This is a genomic window from Mixta sp. Marseille-Q2659 (assembly GCF_940807255.1).
Classification (GTDB): domain Bacteria; phylum Pseudomonadota; class Gammaproteobacteria; order Enterobacterales; family Enterobacteriaceae; genus Mixta.
The window spans coordinates 1-18,304 of the sequence record NZ_CALNWY010000030.1 but is presented as its reverse complement, the minus strand read 5'-3'; the positions used below and the strand labels follow the sequence as shown (position 1 = coordinate 18,304).

Sequence of the window (18,304 nt, the reverse complement as noted above, 5' to 3'; positions counted from 1 at the left end):
TTTAACGCTCAGGAAGAGTGGAGTCACGATATGACTGAATTTCCGGTTGTACTGGTAATTAACTGCGGATCGTCATCGGTGAAGTTTTCCGTACTGGATGTGGCAGACGGTGAGGAGCTGGTGACGGGCATGGCGGACGGTGTTAACACTGAAAATGCCTTTATCATCTTGAATGGAAGCGAGCCAGTCCCCCTGGCCCGCCGGGATTACGAGGGGGCGCTGGCCGCCATCGCCCTGGAATTGGAAAAGCGTGACCTGATGAGCAGCGTGGCCTTAATTGGCCACCGTATCGCTCACGGAGGGACGCTTTTCAGCGAGTCCACCCTGATTACTGCAGAAGTGATCGAGCAAATTCGTCAGGTTTCCCCGCTGGCACCGTTGCACAACTACGCCAATCTCAACGGCGTGGAGGCGGCCCAGCAGCGATTCCCGGGCGTGCGGCAGGTGGCCGTATTTGATACCAGCTTCCACCAGACCTTGCCGCCCGAAGCCTATCTGTACGGTTTGCCGTACCGTTATTACGAAGAGCTGGGCGTGCGTCGTTACGGTTTTCACGGCACCTCGCATCGCTACGTTTCACAACAGGCCCACAGGCTGCTGAGCCTTACACCGGACGACAGCGGTCTGGTGATTGCTCATCTCGGCAATGGCGCATCGGTCTGCGCGGTGCGCAACGGTAAAAGTGCGGATACCTCGATGGGAATGACGCCGCTGGAAGGGCTGATTATGGGCACCCGCTGCGGAGATATTGATTTTGGCGCTATGGTATGGCTTGCGCGGCAGACCGGTCAGTCGCTGGACGAACTGGAGCGAGTCGTTAACAAGGAATCCGGTTTACTCGGTATCTCGGGCCTCTCTTCCGATCTGCGTACGCTGGATAAAGCCTGGCATAGCGGCCACGGGCGCGCGCAACTGGCAATTAAGACTTTTGCGTACCGTATCGCAAGGCATATTGCCGGACATGTGGCCTCACTGCATCGGCTGGACGGCGTAATCTTTACCGGCGGCATCGGCGAGAACTCCGCATTGGTTCGCAAACTTGTGACGGATCGCCTGAAGGTGTTCGGCATTGAGTTGGACTACGCTAAAAATAATCTGCCGAACAGCGAAGGTGAACATGTCATTACCCCTTCTGCGTCGCGTACAGCCTGTGCGGTGATCCCTACCAACGAAGAAAAAATGATTGCGCTGGACGCCCTCCGGCTTGAGGAGGTGTGTCTGGCTGCGATCTGCTGATACGCAGGAATAATCATGAAGGCTGAGATCAATAGCCGCAGCGCACCTGATAAAACAAGCGAGCGGCTGGCGAATATATCGACAATGTGCAGCCTGATGATGGGCGGGCTACGGTGGCAAGGTGCGTGTGAAAGCTGTTAAGTTGCCTATACATTAGCAACGCCGGGCAGGAAATTTCTGCCCGGCATTATGGCGGTGCGAAGGCAGCTAAGGAAATAAAAGTTGTTAATATACTTAACCTGAAAAGTACATTGGGCATGAATTTAGATCATTTCATTAACAAGAGAAACCATATAAAAACTTATTGTAGACATGATGTTTTTAAAATTAATGCGCAGCCTTTAAGTTTTATCGGGCCGGATTCGCCCATTCATCGGTGTCGCGCTAATGCCACTTCGTTTCGGTGGGATTTTTATATTATTTAATAAAGCCTTATAAAAGGTGTCGGTAAATTTGGCGAGTTTAAGTGCAAGTGAATAAAATTAATTTCCTTAGAAACTAATAGCATGATTTTAATTTTAGCTGGGCGTTTTATTTTTAAATTAAAAATAAACTGCGTAACAGTGCCAATTAAAAATAAAGTATTAATTTTGATGTTTTTTTACAGCACTTTAAAATAGATTGGTACTTTTTTATTGATTTTACATTCTGCGCTACAAATTTTTTCTCTTTGAAACCCATCTGCTTTCTTTCTGTTGATCAAATTTCACGCTAAAAACGCATTCATATCAGGGGTTTTGGCTAATTATTAATGATTTTTGTTCAATGAATCGCCAGTATTTATTCAGGCCAGGGAAAATCTGAATTTATAAAAAATAGCCTGACAGGAAGAATTAGGGCCAATAGTGTCCTTTTATTCTTGATTTTGATCATGTTAAAAGTTGCAGCCATTCGTTAATAATAGCGGCCTTCTAAATTCAACAGATTAGAATTTATATATTGTTTTAATTACACAGCATATTACCAGGGGTATTTATGAACAGATTTAACTCAGACTGGTCACCGGAACGGATAAGCGCATTACTTAGCTGGATTGAAAAAAGGACGCCTGAAACCGTAACGCTGAATGCCAACGATTTTTCTTCTTTAATGCTTTATTGCGAACAGCTGCAAAAAAGCGAAGGTACCACGCTGCTAATGGAAAATGAAAAACTAAAACAAACTATTGCCGTGCAGGCTAAAAAAATAAGAATGATTAGTCAGGCACCGGGAAAAGCGAAGCGTCTTGCCGTGGCGATAGCGCGCATTCACAGCTATGCCGATGAAGCATTAAAAACCAGTGAGCCTAAAGTTTCTCTTTAGGCCAGAACTGCACCGGCGTGTATATTTTTGCCCGGCGCAAAGCCTGTACTGGAAAATCGAACTCAGCCAATGGTCACGCAAGCTGGCCATACAGAAACGAGCCTGGCCGAAATATTCAAAAATCCGGGAGCCAGGCCCATCGTTTTAACAGGATTGCGTTTTATTATAGGCTCACCGTTCAACAGCATGAAGACCTTTTCAGGAGGGCATAATGGATAAACGTTATATTGCGGTTGCGATAGCCGCTGCGGTACTGACCGGATGCAGCTCATCTTTTTCAGTTCCGGGCAGAGGCAACACGGAAACGTCGCAGCTTGTATATCAGTGCGAAGATGGTCAGCGGCTGGATATTACCTACTATAACAACGATCCCAACCGCCTTGCGGTAATAAAAAAAGCAGGTGAACCGGCAATCGTTATGGCAAATGTTATTTCAGGCAGCGGAGCCAAATATAACGGCAATGTATATCAATGGTGGAGTAAAGGGCGCAGCGGCAGCTTTAGCGATCTAATGAAAGACAAAACTACCGAATGTCAGGCGGTTAATTAAGTATTGACTATCGCAGCCGCAAAGCCGGATCTTTTCCTTTGTGGCTGCGTTAATATCTGTTGAGAGCCGCGCGCAACAACTTATCATTCAGCGCAGAGGTAATTCCATTGATCTTCTGCCTGTTTACTATTTTATTGCGTCTGATTTTTATCCATTAAACCGCTGCGGCTATTTGTTTGATCCTGTTTTACAGCCTAACGGCTCACGCCTGTTAAATCCCTGCTAATCTTTATTAAGCTAAGAGAAAAGGGGGAGACAATGAACAAACGCATCCTTTTTGCCATTCTGGCCGTTGCATTTTTGGCTGGCGCCGTTTTGCGACTAATGTCAGGCGCAACCGCTTTTGGGTTAATGTTATTATTCCTGGCCGGGGCTGCCGCCTGGTTTAGCCTCAAATCGAAACGGCAGTAATGCTTTTTGGACAAGACGTTCTGAAACGGTTTTATGCCAGCGCGGGAAACAAACATTATCGCCTGTGCCTATACGTTTCTTTACATATATAGCTGTCGGACCGCTTAGTTAGCGCTGCGTTTTTAATTTTCCCGCTATCAGAAAATAATTATAAAATAACGCTTGCGCTCAATGTGGTTCCATGAGTAAATAGCGCATCGGTTTGGAAGACAGACCTTATGAAAGCAGTTTTAGTAAAGCAGTCCTCATTTAAAGCGTTATCTCAGATACCCCTTCTTCTTGAGTCTTTTCTAAGTGCCCAGTAAGTATTCTCTGCAATACAGACCTTGTACGCCACAACAGCTGGCTCTCTACTATTAAGAAGGAAGTATCATGTCTAACAAAATGACTGGTTTAGTAAAATGGTTTAACGCTGAGAAAGGTTTTGGCTTTATCTCTCCTGAAGACGGCAGCAAAGATGTATTCGTACACTTCTCTGCTATCCAGAGCAACGATTTCAAAACCCTTGATGAAGGTCAGAAAGTGGAGTTCTCCGTTGAGAACGGCGCTAAAGGCCCTTCAGCAACTAACGTTGTTGCGCTGTAAGTCACTTTAGCCTGCATCAAGCCTTACGATAGCGATGACGGTAACAACCTGAGCAGTGAAGGCGTAATGATAAAGGTTATGGCTACAGGCAATCTTTCAGGCGACAGCTAATGTCGACTGAATAAAAAGGCTCACTTCGGTGAGCCTTTTTTTATGACTGCAATGTGAGAAAAATCCCGAGTCGAGCGGCTTCCAGCGTGATAACGGCGCGCAACTGTGACGGCGTAGACAAGAGAACAATTTGTACAGGGTCGGGCAATGTGGGTCACCTACACTTACTAAGCCCCTGTTGGGTTACTGGAGGTTAATATGTCAGAACGTCCTGATGTAAACGATCCGCTGGAAGATGATGAGCCTGTACCGCAAACGCCGGATGAGATCGCTGATGACGACGGTATCGATCCGCTGGAGGATGAAGATGATGCCGAGCCGCTGGATGATGATGACACCGGATCAAATTCCGGCACGGTGATTTAACCTAAAAAGAAACCGCCCGAAAGGGCGGTTTTGTCGTCTGGCAGAGCAGTTATTCGGCGACCAGCCACATATCCGCTTCGTCAAACATCTCTTCGACGATACGGATAATAATCGATTTGTCGCTTTTGCTGGCGTCGCTCTCAATAGCGTTACGCTGCATCGCTTTCGCTTTCACCTCAGCATCCGGAAAGGTGCGGTGGATACGTTTTTGCAGCTCTTCCAGAATAATTTCGTGCGCGCCAGGTAACCCGGCAACGTTGCGCTTGTCATAAATCAGTTCAACAAACATGGGTAGCAATCCTCTTGATTCCGCACCGCTCGAAGCGCTGGTTATCATACTGGATATGCAAACAGTATCAAATGCATTTTTGATGCCTGGCCATAAAATGTTTATAAGGTCTGGTCTTATAGAAAGAAGATATTTCGGCTGCTATTTTCAGCGTCCAAACAAACAGGGGATAACCATGAAGCATCTGGTCATTGATATATTGATGAAGCTGGCAAAAATGGATGTAGAGGCGAAAGAGATTACTGCGCAGGTAGAAGCGCAATCGCTGCTGCTGGCTGCGCTACTGTTAACCGCCGGGAAAGAGGGGTCGGACAGTATCGAAAAGAATATTAACCACGCCATTCTTGCCGCTACGCAGGCCACGCCCGATGTGGTTCAGTCCGATATTGATTTATTGCTGACTCATATTAACCGGCTGCTGGCGGTGACGCGCTACGTTGACGAGATGACAATCGCGCAGGGGAACAAAGAGTAAAATTAGCCTCTGGAGGTGGAAATCCAGCGACACTTCCAGAGGCAGTGCAAAGCACCATTCGTTCAAGGATAGTAGCGACTCGCGCCGCACCGGGAAAGTTATACAAAACTAAGCATCTTGTACAACTTTATTTCTGTCTGACGGACTGGTTGGAGCAGTCGGTCGGCGCGAGCGTGTAACTTTAGCCGCTTAAAGCTCATTCTTCTGACAAAATTCTTCCCACGTCATGCCCAGCGCGGCGGCATGTTCTTTGAGATAGGCTTCAATCGCCTGAATCGCCACTTCCTTATCCGGCTCCGCCAGCTGGATAGAAAACAGAATCGCATCCTGATTTTTAGCGCGCAAAAACGCAGCATAAAGCCGATCTGCCTGCATGCTGCGATATTGCGCCAGCGTCATTTTAAAACCGTCCGCCTCTTCCTGTGTCAGGCTATCCAGCGCAGCCTGAAAATCGGGATGCGCGGATAAAAACATGGAGCGGGCGATGGCGTAATACTCTTGAGGCGTTTTCATAGGGTTAACCTGTAAATAAAGATGGCTTTAAGTTTAACCCGCCGCCGCCTGGCTGTCAGGGCGGGGCGGCTTAACCGTCGTAAAGTTAATCATTCTGCGAGCCAGGCGCGCTGCATTACCGCTCCGGCGCCTAAGTATCTTGCGTTGACGGGGGAAAAAATTATAACGTAGCCGCCATCAAACGAAGGTTAGGGAGCCAGAATGAAAAAGTGGATGCTGTTAGGCGCATTGGCGCTGGCGGGTTGTGCGCAAATCACTCAATACCAGCAGGCGGTAAAAACGCCAGCGCCAGCCAATCTGCAGGGTTACTGGCAAACTAGCGGGCCGCAGCGCGGGCTGATTAACCCGCAGGCCATCGGCAGCCTGATTATTACCGCCGAAGGCGATACGCTGGACTGCCGTCAATGGCAACGCGTCATTGCCAAGCCAGGCAAGCTTACGCTGCTGAACGGTCAGTATGTGAATGTGAATAAGCAGATGCGCGTAATGCCGCTGGAGCTGGAAGGCAGCGAGCTGCACTACGATAAGCTAACGCTGAAAAAAGTTGACCAGCCGACGCTTGAATGCCAGCAGGCGCTGGAGCAGGTGAGCCAGCAGCCCGATGCGGCGGTTATCCAGAATATCGAGCCGCAAACGATGCGCGCCGTTTTTGCCGAGCCGGCGGCGCAAAGCCAGCCATAAACGCCATGATGACGCGCGTGCGCGTCATCACTGTTCTGGCGTTATCCGCGATCGGAAGGGTAGAGAATGTTGCCGGAAAGGCCGCTATAGGCGGAGGTAATATTTTTCTGCTGATTGCCCTGATTAACCAGCGTACGCAGCTCAACCATGCGATGGGTGAGCAGGTTTTTAATCAGGGTTTCGTTATCTAACAGCTGCCGGAGCAGCGGCCGAATCTGCGCCTGTAGCGCAGCGGACAAGTTACAACTCTCCGCCGCCTGCTTAACGCCTTCCACCGCCTGCAAATAGCCCATTTCATGGCCGATTAGTTCATCCCACTGGCTCTGCTTCGCCAGCGTCAACATGGTATTACTGAGCATCAGCAGTTGCTGATAGCGACGAAGCAAATCAATGTTGGATGACATCATCAGGCGTCCTGCGTAGCGTGCGCGTTCGGCCCGATCTCTTTCCAGGCGTCGGCAATATTGCTTAACAATCTTTCCACTTCGTCAATGGCAGCCACATCATTATGCAGATTGGCGTGCAGCAGACGACGCGTCATATAGTCATACAGGCCGTCAAGATTGGCGGCGATTTCTCCGCCCGCCTCATGATTCAGACCGGCGCGCAGGCCGTTGGTAATAATGTTGATCGCCTTAGAGAGCGCCTGGCCTTTGCCGGGAATATCGCCCTGTTCCATCAAAATGGCGGCTTTTTTCATGGCGCTTAGCGCGCCATCAAACAGCAGAACCACCAGCTGATGCGGGCTGGCGCTCATTACGGCACTTTCAACGCCGACCTGGGCGTAGGCCTGGATCCCCGATTTTCCGTACATGTTATTCCTCGAATTAACTCATCGCTGAGAACTGTTGGGTCAGGTAGTTGCCGGTTTGCGTCAGCGAAGAGACCAGGGTACTCAGGCTGGTAAACTGGCTTTTATAGCGTGCCATCGTCGCTTCGATCTGAGTAGTAACCTGATCGTACTGATCGGACAGACGCTTCAGCGTGGTATTGATGCCGTCTTCCGCACGCTGGATCGAACCGTCGGAAGCGAGCATCGATTCCAGCAGGTTACTGGCCTGCGTCGCGAAGCCGGTCGTTTTGCCGTCGCCCGACAGGAAGGTCACCACGCTGGCGGATTTTTCATCCAGCGCTTTATTCAGCTTATCGCTGTCGACCGTCAGCTTACCGTCAGTGCCTTGCGTCACGCCGATCTGCGACAGCAGCGAGTAGTCGCCGCCGGACTGTGACGTCGAGAGCATAGAACGCAGGCGCGTCTGGATATTGCGCAGCGTACCGTCGCCCAGCAGATCGCCGTTGCTGGTGTCCTGCGCGCCACTGCCCTGATCGACCGCGGTATATTTGGTCTGGTTAGCGATGGTAGTCTGCAGTGAGTTATAGGCATCGACATAGGCCTGCACCGCATCAACCATCGGCTGATTATCTTTGGCTACCGTCAGAGTTTCCGGGCTGCCGACGTTGGTTTTCGTCAGGGCCAGGGTCACGCCTTCCGGCGCATCGGTAATGGTATTGCTGCTACGCGTAATCGCGACGCCATTAAGCGTTAATTTGGCGTCCGCGGCGGCAACCTTTTCGCTCATCGCGTTGGTGGCTGACGATTTGTCATAGCCGATATACTGCGCCAGCGCGCTGTCGTTAGTGGTTACCGTCATTTCATTAGCGGTGCCGGTATCGCGCGAAGTCAGCGACAGATAATAGGTATTATCATCAGACTTAATAATGCTGGCGGTAACGCTGCCTTGTTGCTTGTTAATCGCATCGCGAATATCGGCCAGGCTGGTTTGATCCTGCGTCAGCGTTACGGTCATTGGATTTTCCTGACCGCTCTGCGCGATGGTAATGGTGCGCGAGGCCAGCGAGCTGTCGCCTAAGTCGGTATCTTTGCTGGTGGCCGCTTTAGAGAGCAGAGACTGCGCTGTCGCCAGCTGGCTGACTTCAACGGAGTAATTACCGGCCGCAGCATCATTTGCCAGCGTTGCGGTAAAGGCCGTGTTGGTGCTGGAGACCTTGGTCGAGGCGATTTTAGAGGTATCTTTTAACGCGTCGGATGCCGTCTGTAATTTTTCCAGCGAGGTTTGTACGATACCCCAGGCGGTCAGCTTCGCTTTATAGGAAGTCTGCTGCGTGGTGATCGGCGTCAAACGTGTATTTTCTGATGTCTCCAGGCTTTCATACAACGTTTGTAAATCGAGACTCGTACCCGCACCGAGGGAACTAATAGTTGCCATGTTGTAATCCTTGGTTGTTGACAATCACTGGGGAGGGTATCGGCAGCGTTTGGTAAAAGATTAGCCCCGGATAAAAAAATCAATGGGCAGATAAACAGCCCTTCTTTATTGCAGTTCCGGCTTTTGCCGTTTTGCTGGTTTTTCGCAAAAATTTTCTAAAGGTTGGTTTAGGGCTGTCGATAATGAGGTTGACGGTGATGAAGCCGTATAACAGATGCCTGAATCTGAACCAATTTTTAAAGGAAAACCATCATGGCAGTTATTAATACTAACACCCTGTCGCTGACCACTCAGAACAACCTGAGCAAATCTCAGTCTTCTCTGGGCACCGCGATTGAACGTCTGTCTTCTGGCCTGCGTATCAACAGCGCAAAAGATGACGCAGCAGGTCAGGCGATCGCTAACCGCTTCACCTCTAACATCAACGGTATGACCGTAGCGGCGCGTAACGCCAACGACGGTATCTCTCTGGCGCAGACCGCTGAAGGCGCGCTGAGCGAAATCAACAACAACCTGCAGCGCGTACGTGACCTGACCGTTCAGGCGCAGAACAGCACCAACTCTGCCTCTGACATCGACTCCATCCAGGCTGAAGTTAACCAGCGTATGGAAGAGATCAACCGCGTCACCAAGCAGACCGACTTTAACGGCACCAAAATTCTGGATAACGCGTCCAGCAAAGCGTTTTCTTTCCAGGTTGGCGCAAAAGATGGTGAGACCATCTCTATTACCATGAACGCCAGCAGCGGCTGGAACCTGTACGCTTCAGGCGAAACCGCTGGCGTGAGCGGTGCTAATATCGCTGCCAGCGATCGTACTGTGAAAACTCACGGCTTTGACGTACTGGCTAACTCCGGCGCGTCAGGCAGCACCGGCCCGATGGCGGTGATTGACGCAGCAATCAAAAACGTTGATACCCAGCGCAGCACCCTGGGTGCGTCCCAGAACCGTTTCGAATCAACGGTAACCAACCTGAACAACACGGTCAGCAACCTGTCCGCAGCGCGCAGCCGTATTCAGGATTCTGATTACGCAACGGAAGTGTCCAACATGTCCCGCGCGCAGATCCTGCAGCAGGCTGGCAGCTCCGTACTGGCACAGGCCAACCAGGTTCCGCAGACCATGCTGTCTCTGCTGCGTTAATCGCAAGCTCTACAATAAAGCGCCTTCGGGCGCTTTTTTTATGGCAAAAAAAGCACTGAAACAGCATCGCTGTTTAACGCTTTGATTAAGCGAAACTATCGGAAAATAGTAAGGAGAGCATTCATATCGCATTCAACGTCAGCGCTATTACAGGGCAGAGTAGATGAAAAAAATATTATTCAGCGTCGATGCGCTGGATCGTTTTGACGAACAGTCCACCTATATCATCAACCTTATTGATGAATTCATTACGGCAGGGCATTGGGTCGAACTCAATACCTGGCGCTGCAGCTGGAAAATACAGAAAGTACTCGTCAGCTGGCGTGATTCGGGCCGGCTGCAACTGACACAGGGCGACGAAGCGTTGGCGGAGCAGGTGTATGATGCCACGCTGATCTTTAAAGGCTACCTGTCCACTCCGGTTATTGAACGACTGGAGAAACAATCCTTTACCAGCCGTTTTTTCTTCCATCACTTCGATTTCAGTCGATTGAATGAAACCGAGTTGGATATGGCGCTGGAAAACAAGCTTGCCGCCGCGATTTTAGCCTTTAATCCATTAACGGAAGAACAGTTAAAAGCGGAAGGCGCAGCGTCGGATAAAGTACAGCAGCGGGCTTTTCTGCGTAATATTAGCGAACTTCCCGCTGCCTCGCAGCGCGAGAGCCTGGAGCGCGTATTAAGCCTGACGCCCAAATTTGATGAAAAACTACGAGCTGCCTGTCTACGGCAAGGTATTACGCTCAGCTGGATTAACAGCGATGAGCTGGCGGAGCGCATCACCGTTGCCGAGCTACTGGAATATGATGCCGTCATGACCAGTAGTCATTATGCGCAGCTGGCGTTTAGTAGCGGTATTCCGGTATTTATTTCCGATGGCGATCGTTTTCCTGGCTACCTTACTCAGCAAAATTATACGTTGCTGCATAAGGCTGGTTTTAAATGTCGCGCCGATCTTCCGGTGTTGACGGCAGAACAGTGCGCCAGCGCTCTGGTTTCCGACTGGGCGAAAGCGCATAAATGGTCACAAACGCAGCAGACTCTCTTTTCCTCATTTTCCTTTACGACAGAAGAATTTTTTCAGCCGCCGCTGCAACAGCCTCTTCTCAGCAGGAGCGAGCTGCGCCAGTTAAAGTTGCATAGTCGCATTTGCATCGGCAACCTCGCCGATAATTATAATATTGCCACGTGGCTGGAACAGCGCAGTAGCAGTACCGCACGCGAAACGATTATAAAAACTTTTCTCTCGTCGCTACCGGAAGAAGCCGATATTGGCGTCCTGATTCTGACCGACAATCATAAGCCAGCCGACGTGACTGATAGCTTGGCTTCGATCGCAGCGCAGCGCCTGCAGCCGGGCGTCATTTGTGTAGCCGACGCCACTGAACAATTTAAGCAAGCGCTGCCTGCGGAACAGGTTAATTTTCTGCCTTACGATAATTCCACTTGCCTGAATTTGCTGGCTGAAAGCGGCGCGATTAAACGGCTGATTGTTATACCTGCTGGCTGGAAATTATTGCCGCATGCTGTTCTGAAAATGGCGGAATATCATCTGCGTATGCCGCAGTGTCGCGCCTTTTATTGTGATGAAATCTGGTATAAAACGCCGGAAGAGCAGCAGGTCACCCTGCGTCCCAATGGTAACTTCGATCTGTTGCGCAGTTTCCCCTATATCGGTGCGGTGCTGTCGCTGGATATGCCCACAGCACGGGCAGTAGGCGGCTGTAGCGTGGGAGCGCGGCAGTTACCGCATTACGAACTGCTATGGAAGTCTATCGAACGTGAAGGGCTGGCTGCTTTTTCTGGGATCCCTGAAGTATTGGTGGAAGCGCCTGTTGATTTTTCCCAGTGGAAGGTTGAAGAGGCTATTCAGGCAGAAGCGGAGCTGCAACTCGTTGAACACTATAAGCGTTTTGGTATTAACGCAACGGTTGAACGCAACCCGGTAAAAGGCCTGCTGAAAAGTCGCTATGCCTGCGCTTATAACGAGTCGGTGACCGTTATTATCCCTGGACGTAACAAAGCGGCGCTGCTTAAAAACTGTATTAATAGCCTGATTGAGAAAACCCGCTGGCAAAATCTGGAAATCATTGTCGTAGATAACGGCTCTGACGAAGCAGAGATGCTGACGTATCTGGCTCAGCTTCGGGCGCTTGGACTGAATACGCTGCGCGTACTTGACTATCCTGGCGCATTTAATTACGCCGCGATGGTTAATTCGGCAGCGTCGGTAGCGCAGGGCAATTATTTGCTAATGCTCGATAATGACTGTGAAATTCATGATGCCGACTGGCTGGCCACGCTAATGAGCATTGCCCAGCGGCCTGAAGTCGGAGCCGTTGGCCCAAAATTGATCTTCCGGGACGGCAAGATCCAGCATGCTGGCTATCTTACCGGGATCCAGCAGGGCGCAATCAATCCTTTTGAATTTGCGCCAGCCGACAGTGATGGCTATCTGCATTATCTTAGCGCGACGCACAATGTCGCCGCGCTTTCCGGTTCCTGCCTGCTGACGCCTAAGTCACTTTTTTTACAGCAGGGCGGTTTAGATGAAAATGAATTCGCTATTTTCCTCGCTGATGTCGATTACTGTTTAAAACTGCGCGAAAGCGGTTACTTAGTCACCTGGACTCCCGATTGCGAAGTGATGCATATGGGCGGCGCAACGTTGTTGCTGTCGCAGGACAAAGATAGCGCGGCGGACATACAACATGGATCCCAGCTGGCGCTGTTGCGTAAGTGGCGGCAAAAGTTAACGCAGGACAGCCGCTACCATCCGCTGATGACTAAATATGGCAAGCCGTTTACGCTTTCCGAACAGATGGCGCGTATCCAGCCGCCGCTGCCACAGCAACCGCTGCCACGTATTCTTGCCACGCATTCAGGTTGGTATGGTTGCGGTAATCATCGGGTGATCCAGCCTTATAAGGCGCTGGAGGAAAATATTTTTACCGACGGTGGGCTGTACTTTGGCGTGCCTGGCCTGATGGAAGTGGCTGAAATGCAGCCGGACGCCATTCTGCTACAGCTGCCATCCGGTACGGGCTTTCCCGATCTGATAAAAAAATACCGCAGTCTGTGTTCAGCGAAAATCATTGTCGAATATGATGATTTTTTGCCCAATCTGCCGTTAAAAAATGCAGTCAGACACCATTTCCCTCAGCACATTATAAAAGCGTTGCGGCGGGTGATGGAGCAGGCGGATCGGGTGGTGGTGTCAACGCAGCCGCTTGCTGAGGCGTACGCGCCTTATCATCATGATATACGCGTGGCCCATAACCGGCTGGCCGTTAGCCAGTGGGGACATCTGTTCAGCCAGCGCCGCACAGGTAAGAAAGTGCGTGTCGGCTGGGCTGGCGGCGGCAGTCATACCGGCGATCTGGAAATTATCCAGCCGGTGATTAAAGAGCTGCAGGATAACGTGGAGTGGGTTTTCATGGGCATGAAGCCGGAAGGGATTAACTGCGAGTTTCATGCGGGCGTGCCTTTCGATCTTTACCCGGAAAAACTGGCCAGCCTCAATCTGGATTTAGCGCTGGTACCGCTGGAAATTAACCATTTTAACGAGTGTAAAAGTAATCTGCGGCTGCTGGAAATCGGAGCCTGCGGCGTGCCAATTATCGCCACCCGAATTGAACCCTATCAGGGAAGCCTGCCCGTCACGCTCGTAGACAACCGCTTTAAAGACTGGATGTCGGCGATCAAAATGCATCTCGCGGATATGGACGCTACCTCAAAAATGGGCGATGCGCTGCGTGCGGCAGTGCATCAGGACTGGATGCTACGTGAAAACGGCCTTGATGAATGGCGCACGGCCTGGTTGGACGCATAAATCTTTTTTGAGCAGAGGTAAGTATGCTTTTTAATAAAAAAGTAGGCATAGGAATTGTTACCTATAATCGCCCGGCAGGATTACGCAAGTTACTCGATTCACTTGCTGGTGCGCCGGTTGATGAAATCATTGTGGTTAACGATGGAAAAATTTACCAGGAGTTTGCCGATCTTGATGCCAATATTATTCATAATGAAAAAAACCTCGGTGTAGGAAAGAGTAAAAATATTGCGTTGCGTTATTTACAACAACGCAAGGTTGAGTACTTTTTCCTGATCGAAGACGATATTTATATAAAAAATATCGATGTCTTTCAGGAATATATTAAAGCGGCGCGCGTTTCCGGTATTCAGCACTTTAACTACAGCCAGCACGGCCCTAATAACCGCGATGAATATGGCGCAGCCGCACCCGCCACCACCATTAACTATGAAAAATTGTCGGTTCCTTTATATGGTTTTTGTGTGGGCGCGTTTTCTTTTTATACCCGTAAATGCCTGGATAAGGTCGGCCTTATGGATGAGGCTTATTACAATGCGATGGAACATGTGGATCATACTTATGAAATTATTAAAGCAGGTATGCATCCACCTTTTTGTTATTTTGCGGATATTGCTGACTCCGAAAAATACCTTGGCGATGAAGAGTGGAGCGAGGCACAGTCGACTATTTGCCGGAATGAGGGTTATAACCAGGTAAAAGCTACAGCAATCAATTACTTTATTGAAAAGCATGGCGAACATCCGGTTGATCTTGTTCGGAATATTACCCATGATCAGGTAGCGAAAATGGTAATCAAAATACGCAGTTTATATGGGGCGCCCGTGTTCAGGCTGCGTTGATAAAATTCAAATGATGATGATATATCATATGGAAAAATGAGAACCGGCTCTTGTCACAGCTAAGCTAATTAAAAGGCTGGGCGATACATACGGCAGCAAATGCTGCCGTATCCGTCAGCCAACCTTAATTTAAACCTCCCACATCGCCATCCATGGCGATGGTCCACATTTACGGCCTTCTGAACAGCACAATGCTGCGGCCTTCCAGTTCAAAATCCTTCTCGCGGGTAATCACCAGACCGCGTCGAGCGGTATCGGAAGTACTCAGCTCCAGCACCCAGCCGCCTTCGCCAAACTGTGGAATGCGGAACGGCACATTGCCTTCGAACGGGTTGATCAGCATCAACACATCATGCCAGATGCCTTCTTCTGCCTGCAGGTCCGGGCGGCCAAGGTAAACGCCGAGCGTAGAGCCTTCATCCCACTGTTCCGGCTGCTGAAAGCCGCCGCCCGCGTTGAACCACTTAATATCCATCCCGTCGCGCCAGCTTTCACGACGTAGCAGCGGCTGCTGCGCGCGCAGTTTGATGACCTGACGGGTGAACTCGCGTAGCGCATCGGCGCTTTCCGGCAGATTATCCCAGTGAACCCAGGAGATCTCGCTGTCCTGACAGTAGCCATTATTGTTACCCATCTGGCTGCGGCCAAATTCGTCGCCCGCCAGCAGCATCGGCGTGCCGTGCGAGAAGAACAGGGTGGCGAGGAAGTTACGTTTCTGGCGCTCGCGCACCGCATTAATACCGGCGTCGTCGGTGGGGCCTTCCGCACCGTAGTTGTAAGAACGGTTATCGTTGTGGCCGTCGTTGTTATCCTCGCCGTTGTCGTCGTTATGCTTCTCGTTGTAGGAGACCAGATCGTTCAGCGTAAAGCCGTCATGGGCGGTAATAAAGTTAACGCTGGACCACGGACGACGGCCGCGCAGGTCGTAGAGATCGCCGGAACCGAGCAGACGGGCGGCGAAATCAGTCGAAACGTTCACCCCTTTCCAGTATTCGCGCACCGTATCGCGATACTTATCGTTCCACTCCGCCCAACCCGGCGGGAAGCCGCCAACCTGATAACCGCCGGGGCCGATATCCCAGGGTTCGCCAATCAGCTTCAGCTTAGACAGCACCGGATCCTGCATGACCGCGTCGAAAAAGCCGCCGCGCTGGTCGAAGCCTTCCGGCTCGCGGCCCAGAATGGTGCCGAGATCGAAGCGGAAGCCGTCGATATGCATCGATTCGGCCCAGTAGCGCAGCGAATCCATCACCATTTGCAGCACGCGTGGATGCGAAGTGTTCACGGTATTGCCGGTGCCGGTATCGTTGATGTAGTAGCGATGCTGGTCGGGCAGGGTGCGATAGTAAGAAAAGTTATCGATGCCTTTAAAGGAGAGCGTTGGGCCAAGTTCGTTGCCTTCCGCCGTGTGGTTGTACACCACATCCAGGATCACTTCGATACCAGCATCGTGGAACGACCGCACCATATCGCGGAAGCCCTGAATGCCGTTCGGGCCGTAGTAGCGTGATGCGGGCGCGAAAAAACCCAGCGAGTTATAACCCCAGAAATTTTTCAGTCCTTTATCGAGCAGATGCTGGTCGTCCGGGAACCAGTGAACCGGCAGCAGCTCGACTGAGGTAATGCCGAGGCTCTTAATGTAATCCACCGTCGCCTTGTGGCCCATGCCTTCGAAGTTGCCGCGCAGCTCAGGCGGCAGGGCGGAATTCAGCTGGGTGAAGCCTTTTACGTGGGTTTCATAAACCACCGTCTGCGGCCAGCCAATGGTCGGACGGTTATCATCCTGCCAGTCAAAGTCGCGTGGATCGATCACCCGGCATTTTGGCGTAAACGGCCCGCTGTCGCGGGTATCGAAAGTCAGATCTTTATCTTCATGCAGCAGATCGTAGGCGAAATGCGCTTCATTCCACTCAATATCGCCCACCAGCTCGCGCGCATAGGGATCGATCAGCAGTTTATTGGGGTTAAAGCGATGGCCGTTTTCCGGATCGTAAGGCCCGTAAACGCGATAGCCGTAAAGCGCGCCCGGTTGCAGGCCTGGTACATAACCGTGCCAGATCTCATGGGTGTACTCCGGCAGATCCAGACGTGCAATCTCCGTTTGGCCGTCCGCATCGTATAAGCAAAGCTCAACGCGCTCCGCATGTGCCGAGAAGATAGCGAAGTTGACGCCTTCGCCATCAAAGTTAGCGCCAAGCTGGTGGGCAGAGCCTGCCGTGATTTCAAAAGCCTTACCGTTTGACATTCATATCTCTCCATCGAATAGCGTTTTTACGCACAACAGCGATTCATGATATTTTTATTTAATTAAAATCATGCGCTTACCAATATGACAAACGAACAGCAATCTGTTGATTCCAGACTGAACCTGTCAGTCAGCTGTTTTTCTTCTCCACTCAGAATGTCGCGATAACGGCGGTTAGCCAGCGGTGCTGGCAGCGGAATGTCGGTCTCTTCCCAGCGTGCGTTATTGGGCTGAGCCAGGCCCTGCAGCGCGCTGAAGACCAGGCGTGGCGCGATAATGATTAACGCTTTATCGTTGTCCGCCCTGGCAAAGGCGATAACGTTCTCTGCATGTTTGCCGTTGGCCGTCAACGCCAGGTAGTCGCCCCGGCGAAATAGCGACGGCATCTGTTGGCGCAGATGTAGCAGTTTGGCGGTCAGATGCTGTTTCAGTTTGCCGCTAAGCCAGCTCTCTTCGGTGGCGGATTCCGGTGTTTCATGGCCGTTCAGCATCGCTTCAAGGGCGCTGAAGTCGGGTTCACGACGGTTATCAGGATCGACCAGGCTGAAGTTCAGCGCTTCGCTGCCCTGATAAATATCCGGCACGCCGGGCGCCGTTAGCTTGATCACGCTTTGCGTCAGGCTGTTGACCAGGCCTGCCTGAATAAAAGGCCGCAGCGCAGCGGCGAAATCCTGCAAAAAGGTCTGGTTAGCGGGTGAGAGCAGATGCGCGGCGTAATCCTGCACCGCCTTTTCATAGGCATCATTGCTGTCGGCCCAGTCGGTACGCAGCTTCGCTTCGCGCAGTGCCTTTTCCACAAAGGCGAGGAAACGTTCCTCCAGCGCCTTCAGGCCCGCTTCATCCTGCGGCTGAAGCGTGGTGGGCCAGACACCCGCCAGCGCCTGATAGAGCATCCATTCCACCGCCGGTTTTGGTGCCGGGCCATCTTCCAGCACGGTGACTTTGGCGTGGTTCATCTGACGCCAGCGCGTCACGCATTCGGCCCACTGCTCCGGCGCTTCGGTCAGTGTATAGAGGCGGGCACGGGCATCTTCGCCGCGTTTGGTATCGTGGGTTGAGGTGCCGGAAAGTGCGTCGGGCTGACGTTCCAGCCGCGTTTTCATCTCCGCGTGGAAACGATCGACCGAGAAGGCGCGCGGGATCGGTTCGGCGCCCACTTCATTCAGCGCCAGCTCCATGTTCTGACGGAAAAAGAGCGTATCCTCTACCGATTTCGCCATCAGCGGGCCGGTCAGCTGCTGGAAACGGGTGCGGAAATGCGTCGCCTCGTCGCTGGCGGAGACCTCACCTGCCAGAATACGCGTAAGGAAATCGAGCGCGGTGGGATCGGGCGCGTTGGCGCTGGTTCTGACCTTTTCGGCCACCCGCTGCAGCATCTCGCTGCTTTCCGCTGGCATCCCCTGCGCATTGCCGTAGGTACGGTAAACCGGAAACGCGATAAGCAGCTCGCGCAGCGCCGTCTGCACCACCTCTTTTTCCAGCGCGATGCCATCGC

At 51.4% G+C, this 18,304-nt stretch carries 17 protein-coding genes and 1 pseudogene; 11 read left to right on the top strand and 7 right to left on the bottom strand.

What is annotated here, in order from left to right; all coding sequences use genetic code 11:
- Positions 1 to 30: 30 nt before the first annotated feature.
- The 6 genes from tdcD to P3C52_RS17155 all read left to right on the top strand — a co-directional run bounded on the left by tdcD (position 31) and on the right by P3C52_RS17155 (position 4,561).
- Positions 31 to 1,236 carry a propionate kinase gene (gene tdcD / locus P3C52_RS17180; protein WP_275556157.1) on the top strand — a complete coding sequence of 402 codons (1,206 nt, stop codon included), beginning with the start codon at positions 31 to 33 and terminating at the stop codon, positions 1,234 to 1,236.
- A gap of 975 nt (positions 1,237 to 2,211) precedes the next feature.
- Positions 2,212 to 2,538 carry a hypothetical protein gene (locus P3C52_RS17175; RefSeq protein ID WP_275556156.1) on the top strand — a complete coding sequence of 109 codons (327 nt, stop codon included), beginning with the start codon at positions 2,212 to 2,214 and terminating at the stop codon, positions 2,536 to 2,538.
- 211 nt (positions 2,539 to 2,749) lie between these two features.
- On the top strand, positions 2,750 to 3,088 hold the full coding sequence (locus P3C52_RS17170) for an MliC family protein (RefSeq protein ID WP_275556155.1): 339 nt from the start codon (positions 2,750 to 2,752) through the stop codon (positions 3,086 to 3,088).
- Between the two features lie 258 nt (positions 3,089 to 3,346).
- The gene (locus tag P3C52_RS17165) at positions 3,347 to 3,499 is read left to right on the top strand and encodes a hypothetical protein (RefSeq protein WP_275556154.1); all 153 of its coding nucleotides are present in this window, start codon (positions 3,347 to 3,349) and stop codon (positions 3,497 to 3,499) included.
- Positions 3,500 to 3,871: 372 nt separating this feature from the next.
- Positions 3,872 to 4,084: a cold-shock protein gene (locus P3C52_RS17160; protein ID WP_275556153.1), complete on the top strand. Its 213-nt coding sequence runs from the start codon at positions 3,872 to 3,874 to the stop codon at positions 4,082 to 4,084.
- Positions 4,085 to 4,393: 309 nt separating this feature from the next.
- Positions 4,394 to 4,561: a hypothetical protein gene (locus tag P3C52_RS17155; protein WP_275556152.1), complete on the top strand. Its 168-nt coding sequence runs from the start codon at positions 4,394 to 4,396 to the stop codon at positions 4,559 to 4,561.
- Positions 4,562 to 4,610: 49 nt separating this feature from the next.
- Here the strand turns inward: P3C52_RS17155 and P3C52_RS17150 are convergent, their stop codons facing one another.
- A complete protein-coding gene (locus P3C52_RS17150) occupies positions 4,611 to 4,850 on the bottom strand; it encodes a DinI-like family protein (RefSeq protein ID WP_275556151.1) in 240 nt (79 codons plus the stop codon).
- 175 nt (positions 4,851 to 5,025) lie between these two features.
- Here P3C52_RS17150 and iraP point away from each other — a divergent pair, with 175 nt between their 5' ends.
- Entirely contained in the window at positions 5,026 to 5,325 is a 300-nt protein-coding gene (iraP, locus tag P3C52_RS17145; protein ID WP_275556150.1) for an anti-adapter protein IraP, read from the top strand.
- A 189-nt stretch (positions 5,326 to 5,514) separates the two neighbouring features.
- Here iraP and P3C52_RS17140 read toward each other — a convergent pair whose 3' ends face one another.
- A complete protein-coding gene (locus tag P3C52_RS17140; protein ID WP_275556149.1) occupies positions 5,515 to 5,838 on the bottom strand; it encodes a DUF6388 family protein in 324 nt (107 codons plus the stop codon).
- Between the two features lie 201 nt (positions 5,839 to 6,039).
- Here P3C52_RS17140 and yedD point away from each other — a divergent pair, with 201 nt between their 5' ends.
- Positions 6,040 to 6,519 (top strand): lipoprotein YedD, encoded by a 480-nt coding sequence (yedD, locus tag P3C52_RS17135; protein WP_275556148.1) that lies wholly within the window; start codon positions 6,040 to 6,042, stop codon positions 6,517 to 6,519.
- 41 nt (positions 6,520 to 6,560) lie between these two features.
- Here the strand turns inward: yedD and fliT are convergent, their stop codons facing one another.
- Genes fliT through fliD form a run of 3 tightly spaced genes read right to left on the bottom strand, consistent with a single transcriptional unit; the run spans position 6,561 to position 8,747 of the window.
- Complete coding sequence (gene fliT, locus P3C52_RS17130) at positions 6,561 to 6,926, bottom strand: flagella biosynthesis regulatory protein FliT (protein WP_275556147.1); 366 nt, start codon at positions 6,924 to 6,926, stop codon at positions 6,561 to 6,563.
- Complete coding sequence (fliS, locus tag P3C52_RS17125; RefSeq protein WP_275556146.1) at positions 6,926 to 7,333, bottom strand: flagellar export chaperone FliS; 408 nt, start codon at positions 7,331 to 7,333, stop codon at positions 6,926 to 6,928. The genes fliT and fliS overlap by 1 nt, the downstream gene beginning before the upstream one ends.
- A 13-nt stretch (positions 7,334 to 7,346) precedes the next feature.
- A complete protein-coding gene (fliD, locus tag P3C52_RS17120) occupies positions 7,347 to 8,747 on the bottom strand; it encodes a flagellar filament capping protein FliD (RefSeq protein WP_275556145.1) in 1,401 nt (466 codons plus the stop codon).
- Between the two features lie 252 nt (positions 8,748 to 8,999).
- Here fliD and P3C52_RS17115 point away from each other — a divergent pair, with 252 nt between their 5' ends.
- The 3 genes from P3C52_RS17115 to P3C52_RS17105 all read left to right on the top strand — a co-directional run bounded on the left by P3C52_RS17115 (position 9,000) and on the right by P3C52_RS17105 (position 14,564).
- The gene (locus P3C52_RS17115; RefSeq protein ID WP_275556144.1) at positions 9,000 to 9,890 is read left to right on the top strand and encodes a flagellin; all 891 of its coding nucleotides are present in this window, start codon (positions 9,000 to 9,002) and stop codon (positions 9,888 to 9,890) included.
- A gap of 163 nt (positions 9,891 to 10,053) precedes the next feature.
- Positions 10,054 to 13,722 (top strand): glycosyltransferase, encoded by a 3,669-nt coding sequence (locus P3C52_RS17110; protein ID WP_275556143.1) that lies wholly within the window; start codon positions 10,054 to 10,056, stop codon positions 13,720 to 13,722.
- Between the two features lie 23 nt (positions 13,723 to 13,745).
- Positions 13,746 to 14,564, top strand: coding sequence for a glycosyltransferase (locus P3C52_RS17105; RefSeq protein ID WP_275556142.1), 819 nt, complete (start codon positions 13,746 to 13,748; stop codon positions 14,562 to 14,564).
- Between the two features lie 169 nt (positions 14,565 to 14,733).
- Here the strand turns inward: P3C52_RS17105 and glgX are convergent, their stop codons facing one another.
- A complete protein-coding gene (gene glgX, locus P3C52_RS17100; RefSeq protein ID WP_275556141.1) occupies positions 14,734 to 16,809 on the bottom strand; it encodes a glycogen debranching protein GlgX in 2,076 nt (691 codons plus the stop codon).
- Positions 16,810 to 16,877: 68 nt separating this feature from the next.
- Positions 16,878 to 18,304, bottom strand: a pseudogene (locus P3C52_RS17095) (malto-oligosyltrehalose synthase); the annotation flags it as partial.

Bases quoted from the DNA above. Each gene is read 5' to 3' on its own strand.
- P3C52_RS17175 (WP_275556156.1), top strand. From the start codon at position 2,212: ATGAACAGATTTAACTCAGACTGGTCACCGGAACGGATAAGCGCATTA.
- P3C52_RS17160 (WP_275556153.1), top strand. From the start codon at position 3,872: ATGTCTAACAAAATGACTGGTTTAGTAAAATGGTTTAACGCTGAGAAA.
- P3C52_RS17170 (WP_275556155.1), top strand. From the start codon at position 2,750: ATGGATAAACGTTATATTGCGGTTGCGATAGCCGCTGCGGTACTGACC.
- P3C52_RS17150 (WP_275556151.1), bottom strand. From the start codon at position 4,850: ATGTTTGTTGAACTGATTTATGACAAGCGCAACGTTGCCGGGTTACCT.
- glgX (WP_275556141.1), bottom strand. From the start codon at position 16,809: ATGTCAAACGGTAAGGCTTTTGAAATCACGGCAGGCTCTGCCCACCAG.
- fliS (WP_275556146.1), bottom strand. From the start codon at position 7,333: ATGTACGGAAAATCGGGGATCCAGGCCTACGCCCAGGTCGGCGTTGAA.
- fliT (WP_275556147.1), bottom strand. From the start codon at position 6,926: ATGATGTCATCCAACATTGATTTGCTTCGTCGCTATCAGCAACTGCTG.
- iraP (WP_275556150.1), top strand. From the start codon at position 5,026: ATGAAGCATCTGGTCATTGATATATTGATGAAGCTGGCAAAAATGGAT.
- P3C52_RS17110 (WP_275556143.1), top strand. From the start codon at position 10,054: ATGAAAAAAATATTATTCAGCGTCGATGCGCTGGATCGTTTTGACGAA.
- P3C52_RS17105 (WP_275556142.1), top strand. From the start codon at position 13,746: ATGCTTTTTAATAAAAAAGTAGGCATAGGAATTGTTACCTATAATCGC.
- P3C52_RS17155 (WP_275556152.1), top strand. From the start codon at position 4,394: ATGTCAGAACGTCCTGATGTAAACGATCCGCTGGAAGATGATGAGCCT.
- fliD (WP_275556145.1), bottom strand. From the start codon at position 8,747: ATGGCAACTATTAGTTCCCTCGGTGCGGGTACGAGTCTCGATTTACAA.
- yedD (WP_275556148.1), top strand. From the start codon at position 6,040: ATGAAAAAGTGGATGCTGTTAGGCGCATTGGCGCTGGCGGGTTGTGCG.
- P3C52_RS17115 (WP_275556144.1), top strand. From the start codon at position 9,000: ATGGCAGTTATTAATACTAACACCCTGTCGCTGACCACTCAGAACAAC.
- tdcD (WP_275556157.1), top strand. From the start codon at position 31: ATGACTGAATTTCCGGTTGTACTGGTAATTAACTGCGGATCGTCATCG.
- P3C52_RS17140 (WP_275556149.1), bottom strand. From the start codon at position 5,838: ATGAAAACGCCTCAAGAGTATTACGCCATCGCCCGCTCCATGTTTTTA.
- P3C52_RS17165 (WP_275556154.1), top strand. From the start codon at position 3,347: ATGAACAAACGCATCCTTTTTGCCATTCTGGCCGTTGCATTTTTGGCT.